Here is a 16,941-nt window from a genome sequence, read left to right as displayed (position 1 = left end):
GAAGGGCGGTTCGCGCGTCTGACAACGCCCGCAGAGCGTTCCCGAAGGGACCGGAGACGCGAATGGAAGGGCACAACGGGCGCAGCAAATCCGATTGCGCGGCAGATCCGCATCGCACCCGGCGCAGAGATCGCGCCCTGCGTCGCCCGGAGCGCCGCAGAGCACGCATGTCGGCGGAAAAAACCATGAAATCAGCTGATTGGACAGCCTGACAGGCATCATCCCAACCCTCAAAGACCAATCGGCGCGACAGACTTGTAAACCAAGACAACAAAGGATTGGTTGACAAGTCGCCCACACATCCTAGGATACTGCCGCTTTTCCAGTCGCGATCCGCACTCGGCTCGCCCCATTCGACACCATCATCGCCCATGTCTTCTTCCGAATTCACTCCCATCGTCCGTCACGACTGGTCGATCGAGGATATCCAAGCCATCCTCGACCAGCCCTTCAACGATCTGCTGTTCCGCGCCCAGGGCGTCCATCGCGCCGGATTCGATCCGAACCGCATCCAGGTCAGTTCGCTGCTCAGCATCAAGACCGGGGCCTGTCCCGAGGACTGCGGCTATTGCAGCCAGAGCGCCAAGCACGGCACCGAGGTCGAGCGCGAGCGTCTGATGCCGGTCGAGGATGTCCTGGCGGCCGCCCGCACCGCGCGCGAGCACGGCGCGACCCGCTTCTGCATGGGCGCCGCCTGGCGCAATCCGAGCGACAAGAATCTGGATCAGGTCGTGTCCATGGTCGAGGGCATCCATGCGCTGGGCATGGAGACCTGCGTCACGCTCGGCATGCTGACCGCGCCCCAGGCACGCCGCCTCAAGGACGCCGGGCTCGACTACTACAACCACAACCTGGACACCTCGCCCGAATACTACGGCCAGGTCATCACCACCCGCACCTATCAGGACCGACTCGATACCCTGGAGCACATCCGCGCCGTGGGCCTCAAGACCTGCAGCGGCGGCATCCTCGGCATGGGCGAGTCGCGCCGCGATCGCGCCTCCATGCTGCGCCAGCTCGCCAATCTGCCGGCCCATCCGGAGTCCGTCCCCATCAATCTGCTGGTCCAGGTCGAGGGCACCCCGCTGTTCGGCCGCGAGGCGCTCGATCCATTCGAGTTCGTGCGTGTGGTCGCTGCGGCGCGCATCATCATGCCCAAGTCGCACGTGCGTCTCTCGGCCGGCCGCAGCGAGATGAGCGACGAGCTGCAGGCGCTCTGCTTCCTGGCCGGGGCCAATTCCATTTTCTACGGCGAGCGTCTGCTGACCACGCCCAATGCCGAGTCCGACCGCGACCGCCAACTCTTCGCCCGCCTGGGCCTGGAGTTCGAGGAGGTACAGGCCGAACGCACCGAGCCGGGCGCCTGTCACAAGCACGAGGGCGAGTCGCACGTCCACATGACGCTGTGACGGCCGTCACTTACAGCATGGAGATGCCCAGCCGCGAACACCGGCCCGATGCCGGACTGCGCGAGCAGCTCGACCAGCTCGCCGCCGCCCACCGCTATCGGCGTCGGCGTGTCCTGGACGGCCCGCAGCAGCCGCGTTCGCGTCTGGACGGCCGCCCCATGCTGAGCTTCTGCAGCAACGACTATCTGGGCCTGGCCAATCACCCCGAGGTGATCCGGGCGCTGCAGCGCGGCGCCGAGGACTGGGGCGTCGGCAGCGGCGCCGCCCATCTGGTCAACGGGCACAGCCGGGCGCATCACGCCCTCGAGGAGGAGCTGGCCGCCTTCACCGGCCGGCCGCGCGCACTGCTCTTCTCGACCGGCTACATGGCCAATCTGGGCATCATCTCGGCGCTGGCCGGGCGCGGCGACAAGGTGCTCCAGGACCGGCTCAACCACGCCTCGCTGCTCGACGGGGCACAGCTCTCGCGCGCCAATCTGCGCCGCTATCCGCACGCGGATGCCGCCGGGCTCGAACGACTGCTCGACGACTCGGGCGCACGGCTGATCGCCACCGACGGCGTCTTCAGCATGGACGGCGATCTGGCCCCGCTGCCCGAGCTGGTCCCGATCGCGCGCCGCGCCGGCGCCTGGCTGCTGGTCGACGATGCCCACGGCCTGGGCGTCCTAGGTCGCGGCGGTCGCGGATCCTTCGACCATTTTGGACTGGTGCCCGACGACGACTGCATCCTGATGGGAACCCTGGGCAAGGCGTTCGGTACCTTCGGCGCCTTCGTCGCCGGCTCGGAGGACCTGATCGAGACACTGATCCAGCGCGCCCGCAGCTATGTCTTCACCACCGCCTCGCCGCCGGCGGTGGCCGAGGCGACCCGCACCAGCCTCGCCATCGCCGAGCGCGAGGACTGGCGCCGCGAACGGCTGCACGCACTGATCGCCCGCTTCCGGCACGGGGCCGAACAGCTCGGCCTACCGATCATGGCGTCTCCCACCCCGATCCAGCCCCTGATGGCCGGAAGCGAGGCGCAGGCACTGGCCTGGAGCCGCGCGCTGGAGGAGGCTGGTATCCTGGTTGGCGCCATCCGCCCACCGACGGTCCCCGAGGGCACGGCGCGGCTACGCATCACCCTCTCCGCGACACACCGCGACGAGGATCTCGACCGACTGCTCGACGCGCTGGGCCGACTGCCCGCGTCGACGCCATCCACGAAGGACGACCACCTTGACTGAACCATCGGACACCCAACTCGATCTGGTCATGCTGCATGGCTGGGGCATGAATTCGGCCGTCTGGGACGGCTGCCCAGACTGCTGGAACGGGCTCTCGCAGCATCGAATCGATCTTCCGGGCCACGGACACAGCGCCTTTCAGCCCGGACTCGACAGCCTCTGGCGCTGGGCCGACGCCTGTCTCGACGCAGCCCCCGAACGTGCCGTCTGGCTCGGCTGGTCGCTGGGCGGACTGGTGGCGATGGCCGCCGCGCTGCGCGCACCCAAGCGGGTCGCGGGACTGGTGCTGCTGACGGCGACGCCGCGCTTCGTGCGCGCCGCCGACTGGACCCCGGCCATGCCCGAGGACACGCTCGAACAATTCCATGCTGGGCTGACCCAGGATCCGCAAGGCACGCTGGAGCGTTTCCTCGCGCTCCAGGTACGCGGCAGCGACTCCGCCCGCGAGACGCTGCGCACATTGAAACAGGAACTCGCCCAGCGGCCCACGTCCAACCCGGACGCGCTCTCGCTCGGCCTCGACCTGCTGCGCGACGAGGATCTGCGGGGCCAGCTGCCGGACATCCCCTGCCCCGCGCTCTGGCTGTTCGGCAGCCACGATGCACTGGTTCCCCAGGGCGTGGCGGAACGCGTCGAGCTACTGATGCCGGGTGCACGAACGCACGTCATTCAGCACGCCGCCCATGCACCGCATCTGTCGCATCCCGAGCAGACCGCCGGCCTGATCCGATCATTCATCGACGCATGCGTCGAGAGCCCCGCAGGCGCCTAGACATTCGATCATGTCAGAGATTGCCAACGACATCCTTCCGATCGACAAGGGACGCGCCCGGCGCAGCTTCGAGCAGGCCGCATCCAGCTACGACAGCGTGGCCGTCCTGCAGCGCGAGATCGCCGACCGACTGATCGAACGGCTCGACTATATCCGGCTCGAACCCGCACAAGTCCTGGACCTGGGCACGGGCACGGGCTATGTGCTGGACGGGCTGAGCAAACGCTACCGCAAGGCCCGCCTGATCGGGCTCGACTTCGCCCATAGCATGTTGCGCCAGGCGCGCAAACGCGGCCATTGGCTGAAACGCCCCTCCTGCGTCTGCGCCGATGCCGAATCCCTACCGCTGGCCGACAGCAGTGTCGACCTCATCGTCTCCAGCGCCACCATCCAGTGGTGCAACGATCTGGACCGGACCTTCGCCGAATGTCTGCGCGTGCTGCGACCGGGCGGCCTGCTGATGTTCACCACCTTCGGTCCGGATACCCTGAAGGAGCTGCGCCAGGCCTGGAGCCAAGTCGATCGGCACAGCCATGTGAGCCCCTTTCTCGACATGCACGACGTCGGGGACGCCCTGGTGCGCACCCGCTTCGCCGATCCGGTGATGGACGCCGAGCGTATGACCCTCACCTACGACCGGGTGCGCGACCTGATGCGCGACCTCAAGGTGCTCGGGGCGCGCAACGCCACGCAGGACCGTCCGCGTGCGCTCTCTGGACGCCAGCGGCTGGCGGCGGTCGAATCGGCCTACGAGATCCATCGGCGCGATGGCAGACTGCCCGCGAGTTACGAGGTACTCTATGGTCACGCCTGGGCGCCGGAACAGAAGCCGGTGACCGGCGGCATCGCCGTTCCAATCCCATCCATCGGGAGCCGGCGGCACGCAATACCGGACAGCGACCGGAGACATCCAGGCAGAACGGCATGACAGGCATTTTCATCACGGGCACGGATACGGGCTGCGGCAAGACCGAGATCAGCCTGGGACTCATGGCGAGCATCCAGGCCCAAGGCGCGAGCGTGCTGGGGATGAAACCGGTCGCTAGCGGCTGCGAGCCTGGACCGGGCGGACTGCGCAACGAGGATGCGTCGCGCCTGCTGGCCCAGGGCAGCAGCTCGGCGCCCTACGGTATCGTCAATCCATACGCCTTCGAGCCGCCGATCGCACCGCACCTGGCGGCGGCGGAGGCCGGCATTCAGATCGACCTCACGAGCATTCGCACCGCCTACCGCTCGCTGTGTCAGGAAGCGGATCTGGTCGTGGTCGAGGGGGTCGGCGGCTGGCGCGTTCCATTGGGATCGGACTTCTTCGTCAGCGACATCCCCGCTCAACTGGACCTGCCCGTGGTCCTGGTGGTCGGGCTCAAACTCGGCGCCATCAACCACGCGCTGCTGACGGCCGAGAGCATTCGTGCCAGCGGGGCCAGACTGGCAGGCTGGGTCGCCAATCAGGTCGAACCCGAGATGCTGATGCGCGAGGCCAATCTCGCAACGCTGGCCGCGCTTATCGAGGCCCCCTGTCTCGGTATCGTGCCTTGGCAGAAGAACCCGGAGCCGAACGAAACGGCCAGCTATCTGGACCCGACACTACTCGGGCTCGACCTGACCCAGGGAAACCGAACCGATCCCAACCCCATCGACCAGGGTCTCACCGACCCGGCATTCTGACAGAACCATCGACCACCAGCCTGTACACGAGCGACCATGAAGACCGACGCTACCGGATCGAGCATGACCATCGGACGCCTCCGTTTTGCCGCCATCCTGCTGCTCGGCGTCGCCATCGCCGGCACCGCCTCGGCCGCGACCGACCCGGTCGCGCAGGTCAAATCGCTGGGGCAGGCCAGTCTGCTGCTGCGGGACGACGGCCGCGACCGCATCGCCTATCAGGCCGACACGCCGCGCGTCCCGGCCTCGACCATGAAGCTCTTGACCGCCTATGCCGCGCTCGAGACCTGGGGACGCGACTACCGCTTCCACACCGATGTCTATCGCGATGGCAGCGATTGGCTGTGGGTGAAGGGCTATGCCGATCCCTATCTGGTCTCCGAGGAACTCGACCGCCTGGTCGCCGGGCTCAAAGCGAAAGGCATTCGCTCGGTCGCGGGCATCGGGCTCGACGACAGCTTCTTCAGCCCGGATGTCGAAATCGCCGGACGCTCCGCATCCGACAACCCTTACGACGCCCCAGTCACGGCGCTGGCAGCCAACTTCAACACACTCAACCTGGTGCGCACGGGCGACCAGATCCGCAGCGCCGAGTCCCAGACCCCGCTCACCGCGACCGCGCGCCGCTTCGGGCTCTCGGGCGGACAGGGCAAGCAGCGGGTCAATCTGCGCGAGCGCGAGATCGCGCTACGCTATTTCGGTGAACTGCTCGGCGCCAAGCTGAAGGGGGCCGGGGTGCGCGTGGGCGAATCCATCCGCATCGGTCAGGTCCCAAGCGGGGCCAAACGTCTGTATCGACACACCAACAGCCGCACCCTGGCCGAAATGATCCGTCCCATGCTCAAGTATTCGAGCAACTTCGTCGCCAACGCGCTCTTTCTCCGTCTGGCAGATCCTCAGGCCAAGGGCCAGGTGAGCATGGCGGGCGCGCAACGCGCCATGACGCAGTTCGCCAAACACCACTTCGGCTGGCGCGCCTTTCGCGTAGATGACGGTGCGGGTCTTTCGCGAGCCAATCGGATCAGCGCCCGCCAACTGGTCGCCGTGCTCGACGCCTTCACCCCCTATCGCGATCTCATGCCGACCCAGGACGGCGATCCAGACGTTCGCGCCAAGACCGGAACCCTGCGCGGCGTCAGCTGCTATGCGGGCTATGTGCGTCGTCACGGCGCCTGGGAGCCTTTCGCGCTGCTGATCAACCAACCGGTCGACTACGGTCTGAGACGCCGGGTCGCAAGCAGCCTGACCCGCTGACTCGACCCAGAATCCATCTGGTGCCTATCCCTCTCACCTCATTCAGGATCGACGACAGGTTCAAGCGACCGGTCGTCCGCCTGGCCGCGCTGGCGATCGCTGGATGGCTGCTGATCGGTTGCGCGACCGCGCCCGAACCCAAGTCCGCCGTTCGCATCCCGCTCCAGACCCCCGGTTGCGGACTGGAAGAAAACGACCGAGGGCTCCCCAGCCTAGCCCCTTTGATGCGGCGGGTGACGCCGGCGGTCGTGACCGTCTCAGCCGAGTCCAGTATCCAGACGGAACCGCCACCCTTCCTGAAGGATCCCGACTTCAAGCGCTTCCTGGATCAGATGGGTCTGCCGATGCCCGAGTGGGATCCGTCGGAACGGCGCCAAAGCGTCGGCTCCGGGGTCATCGTCGACGCCCGCCGCGGCTATGTGATGACCAATGAACATCTGCTCAAAGACGCGAACAAAATCACCGTCACGCTCACGGACCGGCGCAGCTTCCGCGCCCGCAAGCTCGCCTCGGATCCAAGCACGGATGTCGCCATCCTCAAGATCCCGCCGGTCGATGTGACCCCGTTGCCGTTCGGAAACTCGAACCGCCTGGAGGTCGGGGATTTCGTAATTGCGATCGGCAACCCGTTCGGCCTCGGACAAACGGTCACGCTCGGCATCGTGAGTGCCGTCGGCCGTAGCGACATCGCGGGGAACCAGCTCGGCGAGCTCATCCAAACCGACGCCTCGATCAATCCAGGAAACTCCGGCGGCCCCCTGATCGACCTGACCGGAGCCGTGGTCGGCATCAACACGGCACTCATCGGACCCACTGGAGGCAATGTCGGAATCGGCTTCGCCGTGCCCAGCAACCGCGCGCGAACCGCACTCGACAGGGTACGCAAATAGTCCACGAATCCCCGCCAACCCGGCGGGTACGCGGTTTGCACTCGCGCCGCGCCTGTTCTAGAGTGCCCGCCAACCCCTATCGCTCGTCTCCCGTCTCGAATTGCCAGCGTTCATCCGCACATGATCCGCACGCTCATTCGTCGCGGTCGACGGGTATCACTCGCACCACGAGGAGGCATACCCATGTCACAGGCGCAAAACGGCAACACCGTCAAAATACACTACACGGGAACCCTGGATGACGGCACCGTGTTCGACTCCAGCAACGGCCGCGAGCCGCTCGAATTCACGCTCGGCACCGGCGGCGTGATTCCCGGCTTCGAGTCCGCCGTGACCGGCATGAGCGTCGGCGAGACCAAAACCGTCACCATTCCGCCCGAACAGGCCTACGGCCAATATCAGGAAGAGATGACCCAGCAGGTTCCGCGCTCCGCCATCCCGGCGGAGATCGATCTGCAGATCGGCATGATTCTGAACGCCGAGGCCCCCGATGGGAGCCAGGTTTCCTTCGTCGTCAAGGCGTTCGACGAGGAAGAGGTCACCATCGACGGCAACCACCCGTTGGCCGGCCGCGCGCTCACCTTCGCACTGGAGCTGATCGAGGTCAGCTGACCGACACCAGGCCCGCTCACAGTTGCCGTCGCTCGCCCGGACGAAGATACTTGTGGCCTGTCCGGTCCTGCCTCGGGTTGAAGGACGGGAGCACGCGGCGGGCGACGAACGGATTGGCTCGCCAATGGAGATTCAGGCCCCAGCGCGTGACGTGCGCTGGGGCCGCCCCATAAGCAAGCATCGGGACGCATGATCATGGCCAATCAGCAAGATCAAGAGATGGATTCCAACGATCGGCCGGAGATCTCCGGCACGTCAGACGAGATCGCCCTGCTTCGCGAGGAGTTGGAGCAGCAGAGATCCGAGTTCCAATCGATAGAGGTTGCGCTGATCTCGCGGATCGCCGATGTCGATGACGACCGGCGACACGCCGCAACACGGCTTCAACGCACCCTGCAGAATCATCGCGAAGAAATGGACGGGCGTCTGCGCCATCAGAACGTGATCGTGACCATCACGTTCATCCTTTTCGTCGTCATCGTGAGCGTCCTCTTGGTATTCGCCTACGCCAAATTCGACCAGGCGCGCCAGACCTTCGCGAGCGAGGTGCAGGAGCTGCGACAGACATTGGAGGAGGTCAAGTCCTCCATCGCCGTGCCCCAGAGTCAGGAGCAGACTCCGGCCACGCGAGAGAAGCTCTCCCAGTTGTCCACGGCGGTGAAGGCCATCACCGAGTCGCTGGAACGACTCGCCAACGAGCAGGAATCGATGGCGACGAGCGCGGCCCAACCAGCGCCCTCAGATCTCGCGATCGACTCGAATGTCGAACCGCAGCAGGTCACCACTCCGACACCACCCGCCCCCGAGCCGGCCAAGGTTTTGAAGGAGGCGCCCGAACCGGTCGTGGATGCGGAGCAAGCCACCGAACCGCTTGACCAAGCATCCACCCAGTCCGCCGAGACGTCACCCGAAGCGGACACGCCTACGGTGGTGGAAGACGCATCGACACAGGACTCACCGGCGAAGGAGATCGCCGAAACGCCGTCCGATGCGACCGAAGAGCCACAAGCCGAGGAGACCCGACCGAAGCCGGAGACCGAGCCAGAAATGGCACTGGAACCAGCCCCGGCCCCGGAGGTCGCCTACGAGCGAGAATCGGCACCAGCCTCAGCCGCAGTCTCCACCCAGGAGCCGGATCCAGAATCCGACGCCGACATACAAACGTCGACGCAGGAGACCCAAACGACGTCTCCCGCAACGACAGAGGCGGCCGAACCCACGACATCGCCCCCAGAACGCATTTCGGTCGGCGGCAGACCCTATACGGTCCAGCTCATGGGGTTCTATTCGCTGGACTCGCTGCTGAGCTTCGCCCGCCGACACGGGCTGACCGACCGCCCCGTCTACGACGAAGAGAGCTACCAGGGCCGTCCCTGGTTCGTGCTCATCCACAGCCTTCACGCGACAAAGGAAGAAGCCGAAGCCAGCGTCGCCGCACTCCCGCCCGATCTGGCCAAGCTCGACATCTGGATCCGCAAACTGGAGCCCGACGCCACCATTTACCGTCCAGCGCCACGCACCGAGTGATCGAACTCACCGGTTGACGCCTCACCAGGAGATCGGCTTCCCGTGACGGAAGAACCCGCCGCTCGGGCCATCCTCTGGGAGTGTCGCCGCCCACACGATGCCACGCGCGCCCTCTTCCACCCCGAGCGGGGCCTCCACCCCGCCCATATCGGTTCGGACCCAGCCGGGACACACCGAATTGATCTTGACGCCCGTACCCTGGAGTTCGTCGGCAAACATGCAGGTGACGGCGTTGAGCGCGGTCTTGGACAGACGATATCCGGCGCAACTGCCGTTCATTTCGCTGAGCTGGGCCATCCCCGACGAGACGTTGACGACCCGCCCTCGCCCCTCCATCAGAGGAATTAACGCCTGACAGAGCCGCAACGCGCCGAGCGTATTGGCCTCCAGCGCCTGGCGCACCAGATCCAGATCCGCCTCGAAGACGCTCGCACCCTTCGAGCCCGGTCTCGGATCGGGAAAGACGCCGGCGTTGTTCACCAAAACGTCGAGCCGTCCGAAACGCTCGCGAACGAAGGTGGTCAACGCCTCGACACTGGCGCCGTCGGTAATGTCCAGCGGGTGGAAGATGACCTCCAACCCCTGCCCCGCCAAGGCATCCGCAGCGGCTCGCCCCTCGGACTCGCGCCGCGCGGTGAGGATCACCTGATATCCGCTCTGTGCCAACTGGCGGCAGGTTTCGAGCCCGAGCCCGCGGTAAGCGCCCGTTACGAGGGCAAGCGGTCGATTCGACATAATGGGATCTCCTATTCGAGGTTACGATCTTGTGGACCAGGCCGCGCTTCCGTGTTGACGCCATCGTTATAATTCGAACCGACAACAGCACAACTGTCGATTCCAGCTCCCCCCTCACGGAACCGAGACGCGGAAGACGATGTTTAAAGATACCTCATTGCATTTCGACCCCGACCTGGACCAGATCCTCAATCGGGTCTATGGAGCGGGTTCCAATATACAGTCAGAGCCAGGCCGAAGCGCAACCAGCTTCCGGCAATCCCTGGTGCGTCGCGAACGCGGCTCGATCGAACTCAAGCAGGCATTGAGCGAACTCCGGGATCGACGCGAAAAGGCCCAGGAAATCATGCGCATGAGAGAGGAGCTCGGCTATCTCCAAACGCAGGTCGCCAAGTTGAGGGAGCTGGACGCTCAGATCGTGACGCTCCGCGACAAGCTCGACCAAGAGGAGGCGATCGAGCCGGTTCTGCTCGCCGATTCAAGACCCGACGAGGACGAACGACCCGCCGGCTAGCCGGGCGAGCCGGATGCCGGAAATGAGGGACCAAGACATCCTGCCGGGGGTTGACAGCGCCGAGTGTTACAAAGAAAAATCACGTCACACTCCACGCGTCAATCGTCGTCCCAATTCTTATGAACCGACCCATCTTTGCGCGTCCCGCTCCGCTCGCTGCCCTACTGTCCACCGTTCTACTGGCCGCAACCAGTGCTCAGGCCCATTTCCAGCAGCTCATTCCCTCCACTGACATCCTCACCGCCGATACCGGCTCCGAGGTGAATCTGGACCTGAGATTCACCCACCCGATGGAACGTGGCCCGCTGATGGACATGGGCCAGCCGGTCAGATTCGGCGTCGCCGGCCCGGCTGGCGTCGAGGATCTCACCGCCAGCCTGAAGGCCGAGAAGACCGACGGCAAACAGACCTTCAGCGCCGACTACCATGTCAAACAACCTGGAGACTATGTCTTCTTCATCGAACCGGCACCCTATTGGGAGCCAGCCGAAGGAGTCATGATCGTCCACTACACCAAGGTCGTCGTCGACGCCTTCGGCGCCGAGGAGGGTTGGGACAGGGAGATCGGCCTGCCGGTCGAGATCGAACCCCTGGTGCGTCCCTACGGCCTCTGGACCGGCAACCTCTTCAGCGGCATCGTCAAGCAGAACGGTCAGCCAGTGCCCTTCGCCGAGGTCGAGGTGGAATGGGTCAACGACGCCTCGGTCACGCCACCCGCCTCACCTTTCGTCACCCAGGTCATCAAGGCCGATGCCAACGGTCGCTTCAGCTATGCCATGCCGCGCGCCGGCTGGTGGGGCTTCGCCGCACTGCTCGAAGGCGATAAGCCCATGAAGAATCCAGATGGGGAGATGGTCCCGGTCGAGGCTGGCGCACTCATCTGGGTGAAGGCGACCGACATGAAGTAGCGGGTCGGCCCCACTCGATGGCACATATCCCTGACGGCGTCCTCTCGGCGCCCATGCTGATCGGCGGCGGACTGGTGTCCGCCGCGCTGCTCGCTGTCGCGCTCAGACATCTCGACTACGATCGGCTCCCGCAGGCGGCGGTTCTATCCGCCGCCTTCTTCGTATCGTCCCTCATCAGCGTCCCGGTCGGCCCTAGCAGCGTCCACCTGCTGCTGAACGGACTCATGGGGCTGCTGCTCGGCTGGACCGCCCTGCCCGCGCTCTTCGTCGCCCTGCTGCTGCAGGCGGTCTTCTTCGGCTTCGGGGGGATCCTGACGCTCGGCGTCAATACGCTCAACATGGCCCTGCCGGCGCTCATCTGTGCGCTCGCTCTGGCACCGCTGATGCGTCGGGTCGCGCCGCGACGCCGTCTCTGGGTCGGGGCAGCGGCGGGAGGCATCGGAGTCATGTCCACGGCGGCCCTGGTCGCGATCAACCTGGGGCTGAGCGGACAGGCCTTTCTGCCAGCCGCCAAGGTCTTGGTCCTGACCTACATCCCGCTGGCCGTCGTCGAGGCGATCATCACCGCCACGGTCGTCGCCTTCCTGCAGCGCGTCGCGCCCGAGTTCCTCATCCACGACGAGGTTGGACATGTCTGAATCCACACCGTCCGCGCGACGATTCAAACGGTCAGCCGCCGGGCTCTTACTAGGACTGGTGCTCGTCAGCCTGCCCGTTCTCGCGCACAAGCTCCAGGTCTTCGCCTTCGCCGAGGGCGCGCGGATCCAGGGCAGCGCCTATTTCGCCGGCGGGGCCAAGGCCAGCGGCGCCAGGATCCGCATCCAGGACGCCTCGGGCAAGACGCTTGCCGAGCTGACGCCCGATACCAAGGGCGCGTTCAGCTACCAGGCCACATCGCCGACCGATCACATCGTCATCGCCGAATCGGGCGACGGACATCGTGCCGAATGGCGGGTCACGGCGGACGAACTGGCCGGCGGCTTTCCTCAATCCGAGTTGGTTGCCTCCGCCCCAAACGAGGAACAGCCAAATACCGGCAATCCGCCCCCCCCGATCCAGACATCGGCCACACCCGAGCCGACCCAAGAAACATCCGCCCCCATACCCGACGCGCGACTGCTGATGGACATCGAGCAGGCCGTCGCCCGCCAGGTCCGCCCCCTGCGAGAGCAACTGATCGCGTCCGAAGACCGTGCTCGCTGGCATGACGTGCTCGGGGGCATCGGCTACATCATCGGACTTACCGGGCTGGCGCTCTGGATGCACGCGCGCTCCAAGGGCGGGTGTTCGTGACCGAGAGCGCCTTGCTCGCGCCGCTGGGATCCGGCTGGATCTCGGCGCGCGACCCGCGTCTGCGCATCCTCGCCGCGCTGCTCTTCGCGCTGGTCACTATCGGGCTACAGCATCTTGAGATCGCCCTGCTCGCCTTCGCACTGGCACTGGGACTCGCCCTGACGGCCGGCATGCGCCCGGCCTTCCTGCTCCGCCGCCTGGCTGCACTGGAAGGCTTCATGGCGATCCTGCTCCTGAGCCTCCCCTTCACGGTGCCGGGAACCCCGATCGCCACGCTCGGCCCGCTTACGGCGAGCCAGGAAGGACTGCATCAAGCCGGGCTGATCCTGCTCAAGGCCAACGCCGTGGTGCTGGCGCTCACCGCATTGGCCGGAACCCTGGAACCGGTGGTCTTCGGGCATGCGCTCGGACGCCTCGGCGTTCCGGAGAAGCTGGTGCACCTGCTGCTGATGACGATCCGCCAGATCCATCTGCTGCATCAGGAATATCTCCGACTGCGCCAGGCGATGCGGGCGCGGGCCTTCGTTCCGCGCAGCGATCGGCACACCTGGAGCAGCTATGGCTGGCTGATGGGCATGCTGCTGGTGCGCAGCCTGGACCGCGCACGGCGACTCATGGCGGCTATGCGCTGTCGCGGTTTCCGGGGACGGCTCTATCTTCTGGATCGACCGCGCTGGCGCGTCGCCGATACCGGATCGGGGATTGGATTCGTGATACTGTGCGCGAGCCTGCCGATCCTGGACCGGATGACGTGAGTTCGAACGAAATACCCTCAGACTTTCAAACCCCATTGATCGAACTGCGCGACATCGTCTTCGATCATCGCGACCGCCAGGTACTCAAAGGGGTCGATTTCAGCCTGCATGCCGGAGAACGGGTCGCCTTGGTCGGACCCAACGGAGCGGGCAAGACCACGTTGCTGCATCTGCTGGTCGGATTGCATCGACCGCGCGCCGGAACCCTGCTCGCCTTCGGTCGCGAGCGTCGTGTCGAGTCGGATTTCCACGAGGTTCGTGCCCGGATCGGGTTGCTGTTCCAGGACTCCGACGATCAACTCTTCTGCCCCACCGTGCTCGAAGACGTCGCCTTCGGCCCGCTGAATCTCGGCCGCTCCCCCGACGAGGCACGCGGCGACGCCTTGCGGACCCTCGCGGTGCTCGGGCTGGAGGATTTTTCCGAACGCGTCACGCACCGTCTCTCGGCCGGCGAGAAACGGCTGGTCGCGCTCGCGACCGTGCTCGCCATGAACCCCTCGGCCCTGCTGCTCGACGAGCCCACCAACGGCCTCGACGAGGCGACCGAGCAACGCCTCATCGCCCATCTGTCGGGACTCGACCAGGCGATGCTGATCGTCTCCCACGACCGCGCCTTCCTCGAACGCCTGGCAACCCGAGCGGTACATCTGGTCGACGGCCGACTGAACGAGGCGACCCTGCACAGACATCCGCACGTGCACCACCACAGCCATCTCCACCTGCATCTCGCCAACGACTCGACCGACCATCAGGACGCCGCGCACGCCGATCACCACGGGAGTTCCTGAGGAAGATAGACGGCCTTTCGCTTGGCGGCGTCAAGGCGATAACCGGACGCTGTAGCCGTCGCCCCCCGAACAGGAGGTCGGCGGCACACAGATCATCGATTGAGCTGAGCCTGCATCTGTCGCGCCTCGTCGATTCCCGGGAAATCGCCCCCCGAGGCCAGCGCCTCATCCAGAAGACCTTTCGCGTCCGCCTTGCGGTCGAGGGCGGCGTAAATCATTCCCTGATGGAACTGAACCTCTGGCGGAACCTTGTCGACCATCGAGACGACCTTGTCCATGGTGGCAGCGGCCTGATTCAGCTCGCCAACGCGAAACTGAACCCAACCGAGGGTATCCAGCAGCACCCATTGATCCGAGCCCTCGAAGCGCTTCACCAGATCTCGCGCCTTGGCCAGACTCTCGGGATCGTCCTTGCGGTCGTTCGCAAGCAACATCGCGAGGTTGTTGATGACAGCATCCGCATCCGGATTGGTCTTCAACACCTCCTCATAGGCGGCGAGAGCCTCATCGGGTCGCGAATCCTGCTGCAATGCCTGCCCGAAACGGAACACCAGGAAGGCATTGCGATTGGTGGCATCGACACCCTTGCGCAAGGTCTCGACCGAGGCAGCCAGATCACCATCGCGCACCTGCAGGTCCGACAAACGCACATAGGCAGCGGGAGACTCTGGATGCAGTACGATCATTTGCGCGAACTGGTCACGGGCCTCCTTCAGGCGCCCGGTTGCCATATAGATTTCGCCCAGAAGGCTGAGGGCCGCCGAATTCACGGGCTGCTGGTCCAACACCTGCTGGACCTGACGCTCGGCATCCTCGGCACGCCCCAGCGCGAGCTGACTCCTAGCCAATGCCAGTTTGGGCTCGATCGCGTCGGGCCGCTTTTCAAGCGCCATTTCGAAATTCTTGACGCTTCCCTCAAGATCACCGGCATGCTGGGCATAGAGCCCGGCGAGGTAATGACCAAGCGGATGATCCGACTGCGAATTGAGCAACTGGTCGGCGGTCTTTTTCATCGCCTCCCAGTCCTGCTGACTGAGTTGCAAGCGAGCCAAGGCGCTTTGCACTTGGGCGTTATCGGGCGCCCGTTCAAGGAAGGATTGAAGGACGGACGTCGCACCCTGGGCATCACCGTGCGAGAAACGCAACTGAGCCAGTTGCAGATAGGCCTGCGGATCCTCAGGCGCGGCCTCGATCGCCTTATCCAAGGCATCCTGCGCCAACGAAATCTCATCGCGCATCTCGTGCGCAGCAGCCAGCATGCGCAACGCATTGACTGCATTGGGAACGTTCTGCAGCACGTTGCGCAGATCGGCAACAGCACGGTCGGCGTCCTTGCGCTTCAGCGCAATCGCAGCCCTCACCATCAAGGCATCCGTATTCCGGGAATCCTCGTCCAGCACCTGCGCGACCAGCGCTTCGGCCTCGTCCTGACGATCCGTCGCCAATAGCAACGCTGCAAGCAATCCGCGCGCGCGCAGACGATTGGCACCATCGTCATCCCGTTCGATGATTTCGCGATAGACCGCTACGGCCTCGTCCGCCTTGCCACTTTTGCGATACAGATCGGCGAGGGCAAAGCGCAGCGAATAGCGATCGGGCTCCTTGGCGATAAACTCCTTCAAGGTGGCTGCAGCCGCGTCCAGCCCTTTCTGCTGCGTGATCCATTGCACCATCAAGAGTCGCGGCTGATCCTCATCCGGATGCGCGGCCACCGCCGCCTTCAACACCTCCTCGGCGCGATCCAGATGCCCTTGGTGCGTATCGAACGCGACCAATCGCGCCACGTGCGCCAACTGATCGGGCTCCTGTTTCACGGCCTGCTCAAGCTGAGCGCGAGCGGCCTCGGACTCTCCGTCATCCATCAGGATGCTCGCCAGCATGATCCGCAACGAGACATCCTCTGGATGCGCCTCGACAGCCGTTCGCAACAATCGCTTCGCCTCATCCAAATTCTTCTGCGAGCGACGAATCTCGGCGAGGAGCACCAAGCCGTCGCGCAACTTGGGGTCGACCGCAAGCGCCGCATTGGCATCCACGATCCCCGCATCCAAGTCGCCCTGCTTGGCGCGAATCATCCCTCTCAGCGCCAGAGCGCTCGGCTGTTGCGGATCGATCGCCAAGACAGCTTCGACATCCTTCGAGGCATCATCGAGTTGGTTCGCTCCGAACAGCAAGCGACCACGTTTGAGATGTGCATCGACGTTTTGCGGATCGAGCTCCAGAGCCTTGCCGTAATCACCGAAAGCAGCCGACCAGTTCTCCTCCGCCACCTCGATTTCGCCAAGCTGATACCAGGCCGGGGCATATTTTGGATCGATCTGAAGGACGTTTTTGAACTCTAGACGGGCTTTGATTCTGTCGCCTTGAGACAGCAGTTCTACACCATGGTCGTAGTAGGCTTGCTTGCGGTCGTCGGCACCGCAGGAGGCTAGCAGCAGCAAGATCAGGATCACAGGTAACGCTTTTAAGCGCGGCTTCATGCAAATCTCCGCCTCTTTTAGTCCAGGAAGCTCAGCAGATAACACTCAACAACCACCAGCTAAAGCTGGTGGGTTGAAGCTACGGACTGAAAGTCCGGATACGGGTCGAT

General features: G+C 64.8%; 17 protein-coding genes and 1 pseudogene. 15 read left to right on the top strand and 3 right to left on the bottom strand.

Features of this window, described 5'->3' with window-relative positions; all coding sequences use genetic code 11:
- Positions 1-30: 30 nt before the first annotated feature.
- A pseudogene (locus tag ACFSJC_RS03125) lies at positions 31-219 on the bottom strand (double zinc ribbon domain-containing protein); the annotation flags it as partial.
- A 152-nt stretch (positions 220-371) separates the two neighbouring features.
- Between ACFSJC_RS03125 and bioB the strand changes: the two are divergent.
- From bioB to ACFSJC_RS03080, 9 genes are all read left to right on the top strand, one after another.
- Complete coding sequence (gene bioB, locus ACFSJC_RS03120; protein WP_386023075.1) at positions 372-1,409, top strand: biotin synthase BioB; 1,038 nt, start codon at positions 372-374, stop codon at positions 1,407-1,409.
- Positions 1,410-1,426: 17 nt separating this feature from the next.
- Entirely contained in the window at positions 1,427-2,635 is a 1,209-nt protein-coding gene (gene bioF / locus ACFSJC_RS03115) for an 8-amino-7-oxononanoate synthase (protein WP_386023097.1), read from the top strand.
- Positions 2,628-3,407: a pimeloyl-ACP methyl ester esterase BioH gene (gene bioH / locus ACFSJC_RS03110; RefSeq protein WP_386023072.1), complete on the top strand. Its 780-nt coding sequence runs from the start codon at positions 2,628-2,630 to the stop codon at positions 3,405-3,407. Before bioF ends, bioH begins: the two co-directional genes overlap by 8 nt.
- 10 nt (positions 3,408-3,417) lie before the next feature.
- On the top strand, positions 3,418-4,335 hold the full coding sequence (gene bioC, locus ACFSJC_RS03105; RefSeq protein ID WP_386023070.1) for a malonyl-ACP O-methyltransferase BioC: 918 nt from the start codon (positions 3,418-3,420) through the stop codon (positions 4,333-4,335).
- Positions 4,332-5,075, top strand: a complete 744-nt coding sequence (gene bioD / locus ACFSJC_RS03100; protein WP_386023067.1) for a dethiobiotin synthase — start codon at positions 4,332-4,334, stop codon at positions 5,073-5,075. The genes bioC and bioD overlap by 4 nt, the downstream gene beginning before the upstream one ends.
- A 36-nt stretch (positions 5,076-5,111) precedes the next feature.
- Positions 5,112-6,329, top strand: a complete 1,218-nt coding sequence (locus ACFSJC_RS03095) for a D-alanyl-D-alanine carboxypeptidase/D-alanyl-D-alanine-endopeptidase (protein WP_386023064.1) — start codon at positions 5,112-5,114, stop codon at positions 6,327-6,329.
- A 20-nt stretch (positions 6,330-6,349) separates the two neighbouring features.
- Positions 6,350-7,219, top strand: a complete 870-nt coding sequence (locus ACFSJC_RS03090) for a trypsin-like peptidase domain-containing protein (RefSeq protein ID WP_386023061.1) — start codon at positions 6,350-6,352, stop codon at positions 7,217-7,219.
- 183 nt (positions 7,220-7,402) lie between these two features.
- A complete protein-coding gene (locus ACFSJC_RS03085) occupies positions 7,403-7,831 on the top strand; it encodes an FKBP-type peptidyl-prolyl cis-trans isomerase (protein WP_386023058.1) in 429 nt (142 codons plus the stop codon).
- Between the two features lie 195 nt (positions 7,832-8,026).
- Complete coding sequence (locus ACFSJC_RS03080; RefSeq protein WP_386023055.1) at positions 8,027-9,358, top strand: SPOR domain-containing protein; 1,332 nt, start codon at positions 8,027-8,029, stop codon at positions 9,356-9,358.
- A 21-nt stretch (positions 9,359-9,379) separates the two neighbouring features.
- On the opposite strand, the gene ACFSJC_RS03075 is transcribed toward ACFSJC_RS03080, so the two are convergent.
- A complete protein-coding gene (locus ACFSJC_RS03075; protein WP_386023052.1) occupies positions 9,380-10,093 on the bottom strand; it encodes an SDR family oxidoreductase in 714 nt (237 codons plus the stop codon).
- A 139-nt stretch (positions 10,094-10,232) separates the two neighbouring features.
- Here ACFSJC_RS03075 and ACFSJC_RS03070 point away from each other — a divergent pair, with 139 nt between their 5' ends.
- The 6 genes from ACFSJC_RS03070 to ACFSJC_RS03045 all read left to right on the top strand — a co-directional run bounded on the left by ACFSJC_RS03070 (position 10,233) and on the right by ACFSJC_RS03045 (position 14,351).
- A complete protein-coding gene (locus ACFSJC_RS03070) occupies positions 10,233-10,607 on the top strand; it encodes a hypothetical protein (protein WP_386023049.1) in 375 nt (124 codons plus the stop codon).
- A 119-nt stretch (positions 10,608-10,726) separates the two neighbouring features.
- Positions 10,727-11,515, top strand: a complete 789-nt coding sequence (locus ACFSJC_RS03065; RefSeq protein ID WP_386023046.1) for a DUF4198 domain-containing protein — start codon at positions 10,727-10,729, stop codon at positions 11,513-11,515.
- 17 nt (positions 11,516-11,532) lie between these two features.
- A complete protein-coding gene (cbiM, locus tag ACFSJC_RS03060) occupies positions 11,533-12,153 on the top strand; it encodes a cobalt transporter CbiM (protein ID WP_386023043.1) in 621 nt (206 codons plus the stop codon).
- Positions 12,146-12,808 (top strand): hypothetical protein, encoded by a 663-nt coding sequence (locus tag ACFSJC_RS03055; RefSeq protein WP_386023040.1) that lies wholly within the window; start codon positions 12,146-12,148, stop codon positions 12,806-12,808. Before cbiM ends, ACFSJC_RS03055 begins: the two co-directional genes overlap by 8 nt.
- On the top strand, positions 12,805-13,563 hold the full coding sequence (gene cbiQ / locus ACFSJC_RS03050) for a cobalt ECF transporter T component CbiQ (protein ID WP_386023038.1): 759 nt from the start codon (positions 12,805-12,807) through the stop codon (positions 13,561-13,563). Before ACFSJC_RS03055 ends, cbiQ begins: the two co-directional genes overlap by 4 nt.
- Positions 13,560-14,351, top strand: a complete 792-nt coding sequence (locus ACFSJC_RS03045) for an energy-coupling factor ABC transporter ATP-binding protein (RefSeq protein ID WP_386023035.1) — start codon at positions 13,560-13,562, stop codon at positions 14,349-14,351. The genes cbiQ and ACFSJC_RS03045 overlap by 4 nt, the downstream gene beginning before the upstream one ends.
- A gap of 92 nt (positions 14,352-14,443) precedes the next feature.
- Here the strand turns inward: ACFSJC_RS03045 and ACFSJC_RS03040 are convergent, their stop codons facing one another.
- On the bottom strand, positions 14,444-16,831 hold the full coding sequence (locus ACFSJC_RS03040; protein WP_386023032.1) for a tetratricopeptide repeat protein: 2,388 nt from the start codon (positions 16,829-16,831) through the stop codon (positions 14,444-14,446).
- Positions 16,832-16,941 lie beyond the last annotated feature (110 nt).

Origin of the sequence: Thiorhodococcus fuscus, from assembly GCF_042682685.1 — a bacterium.
Lineage (GTDB): Bacteria > Pseudomonadota > Gammaproteobacteria > Chromatiales > Chromatiaceae > Imhoffiella > Imhoffiella fuscus.
This window is presented reverse-complemented; position numbering and strand designations above follow the sequence as displayed.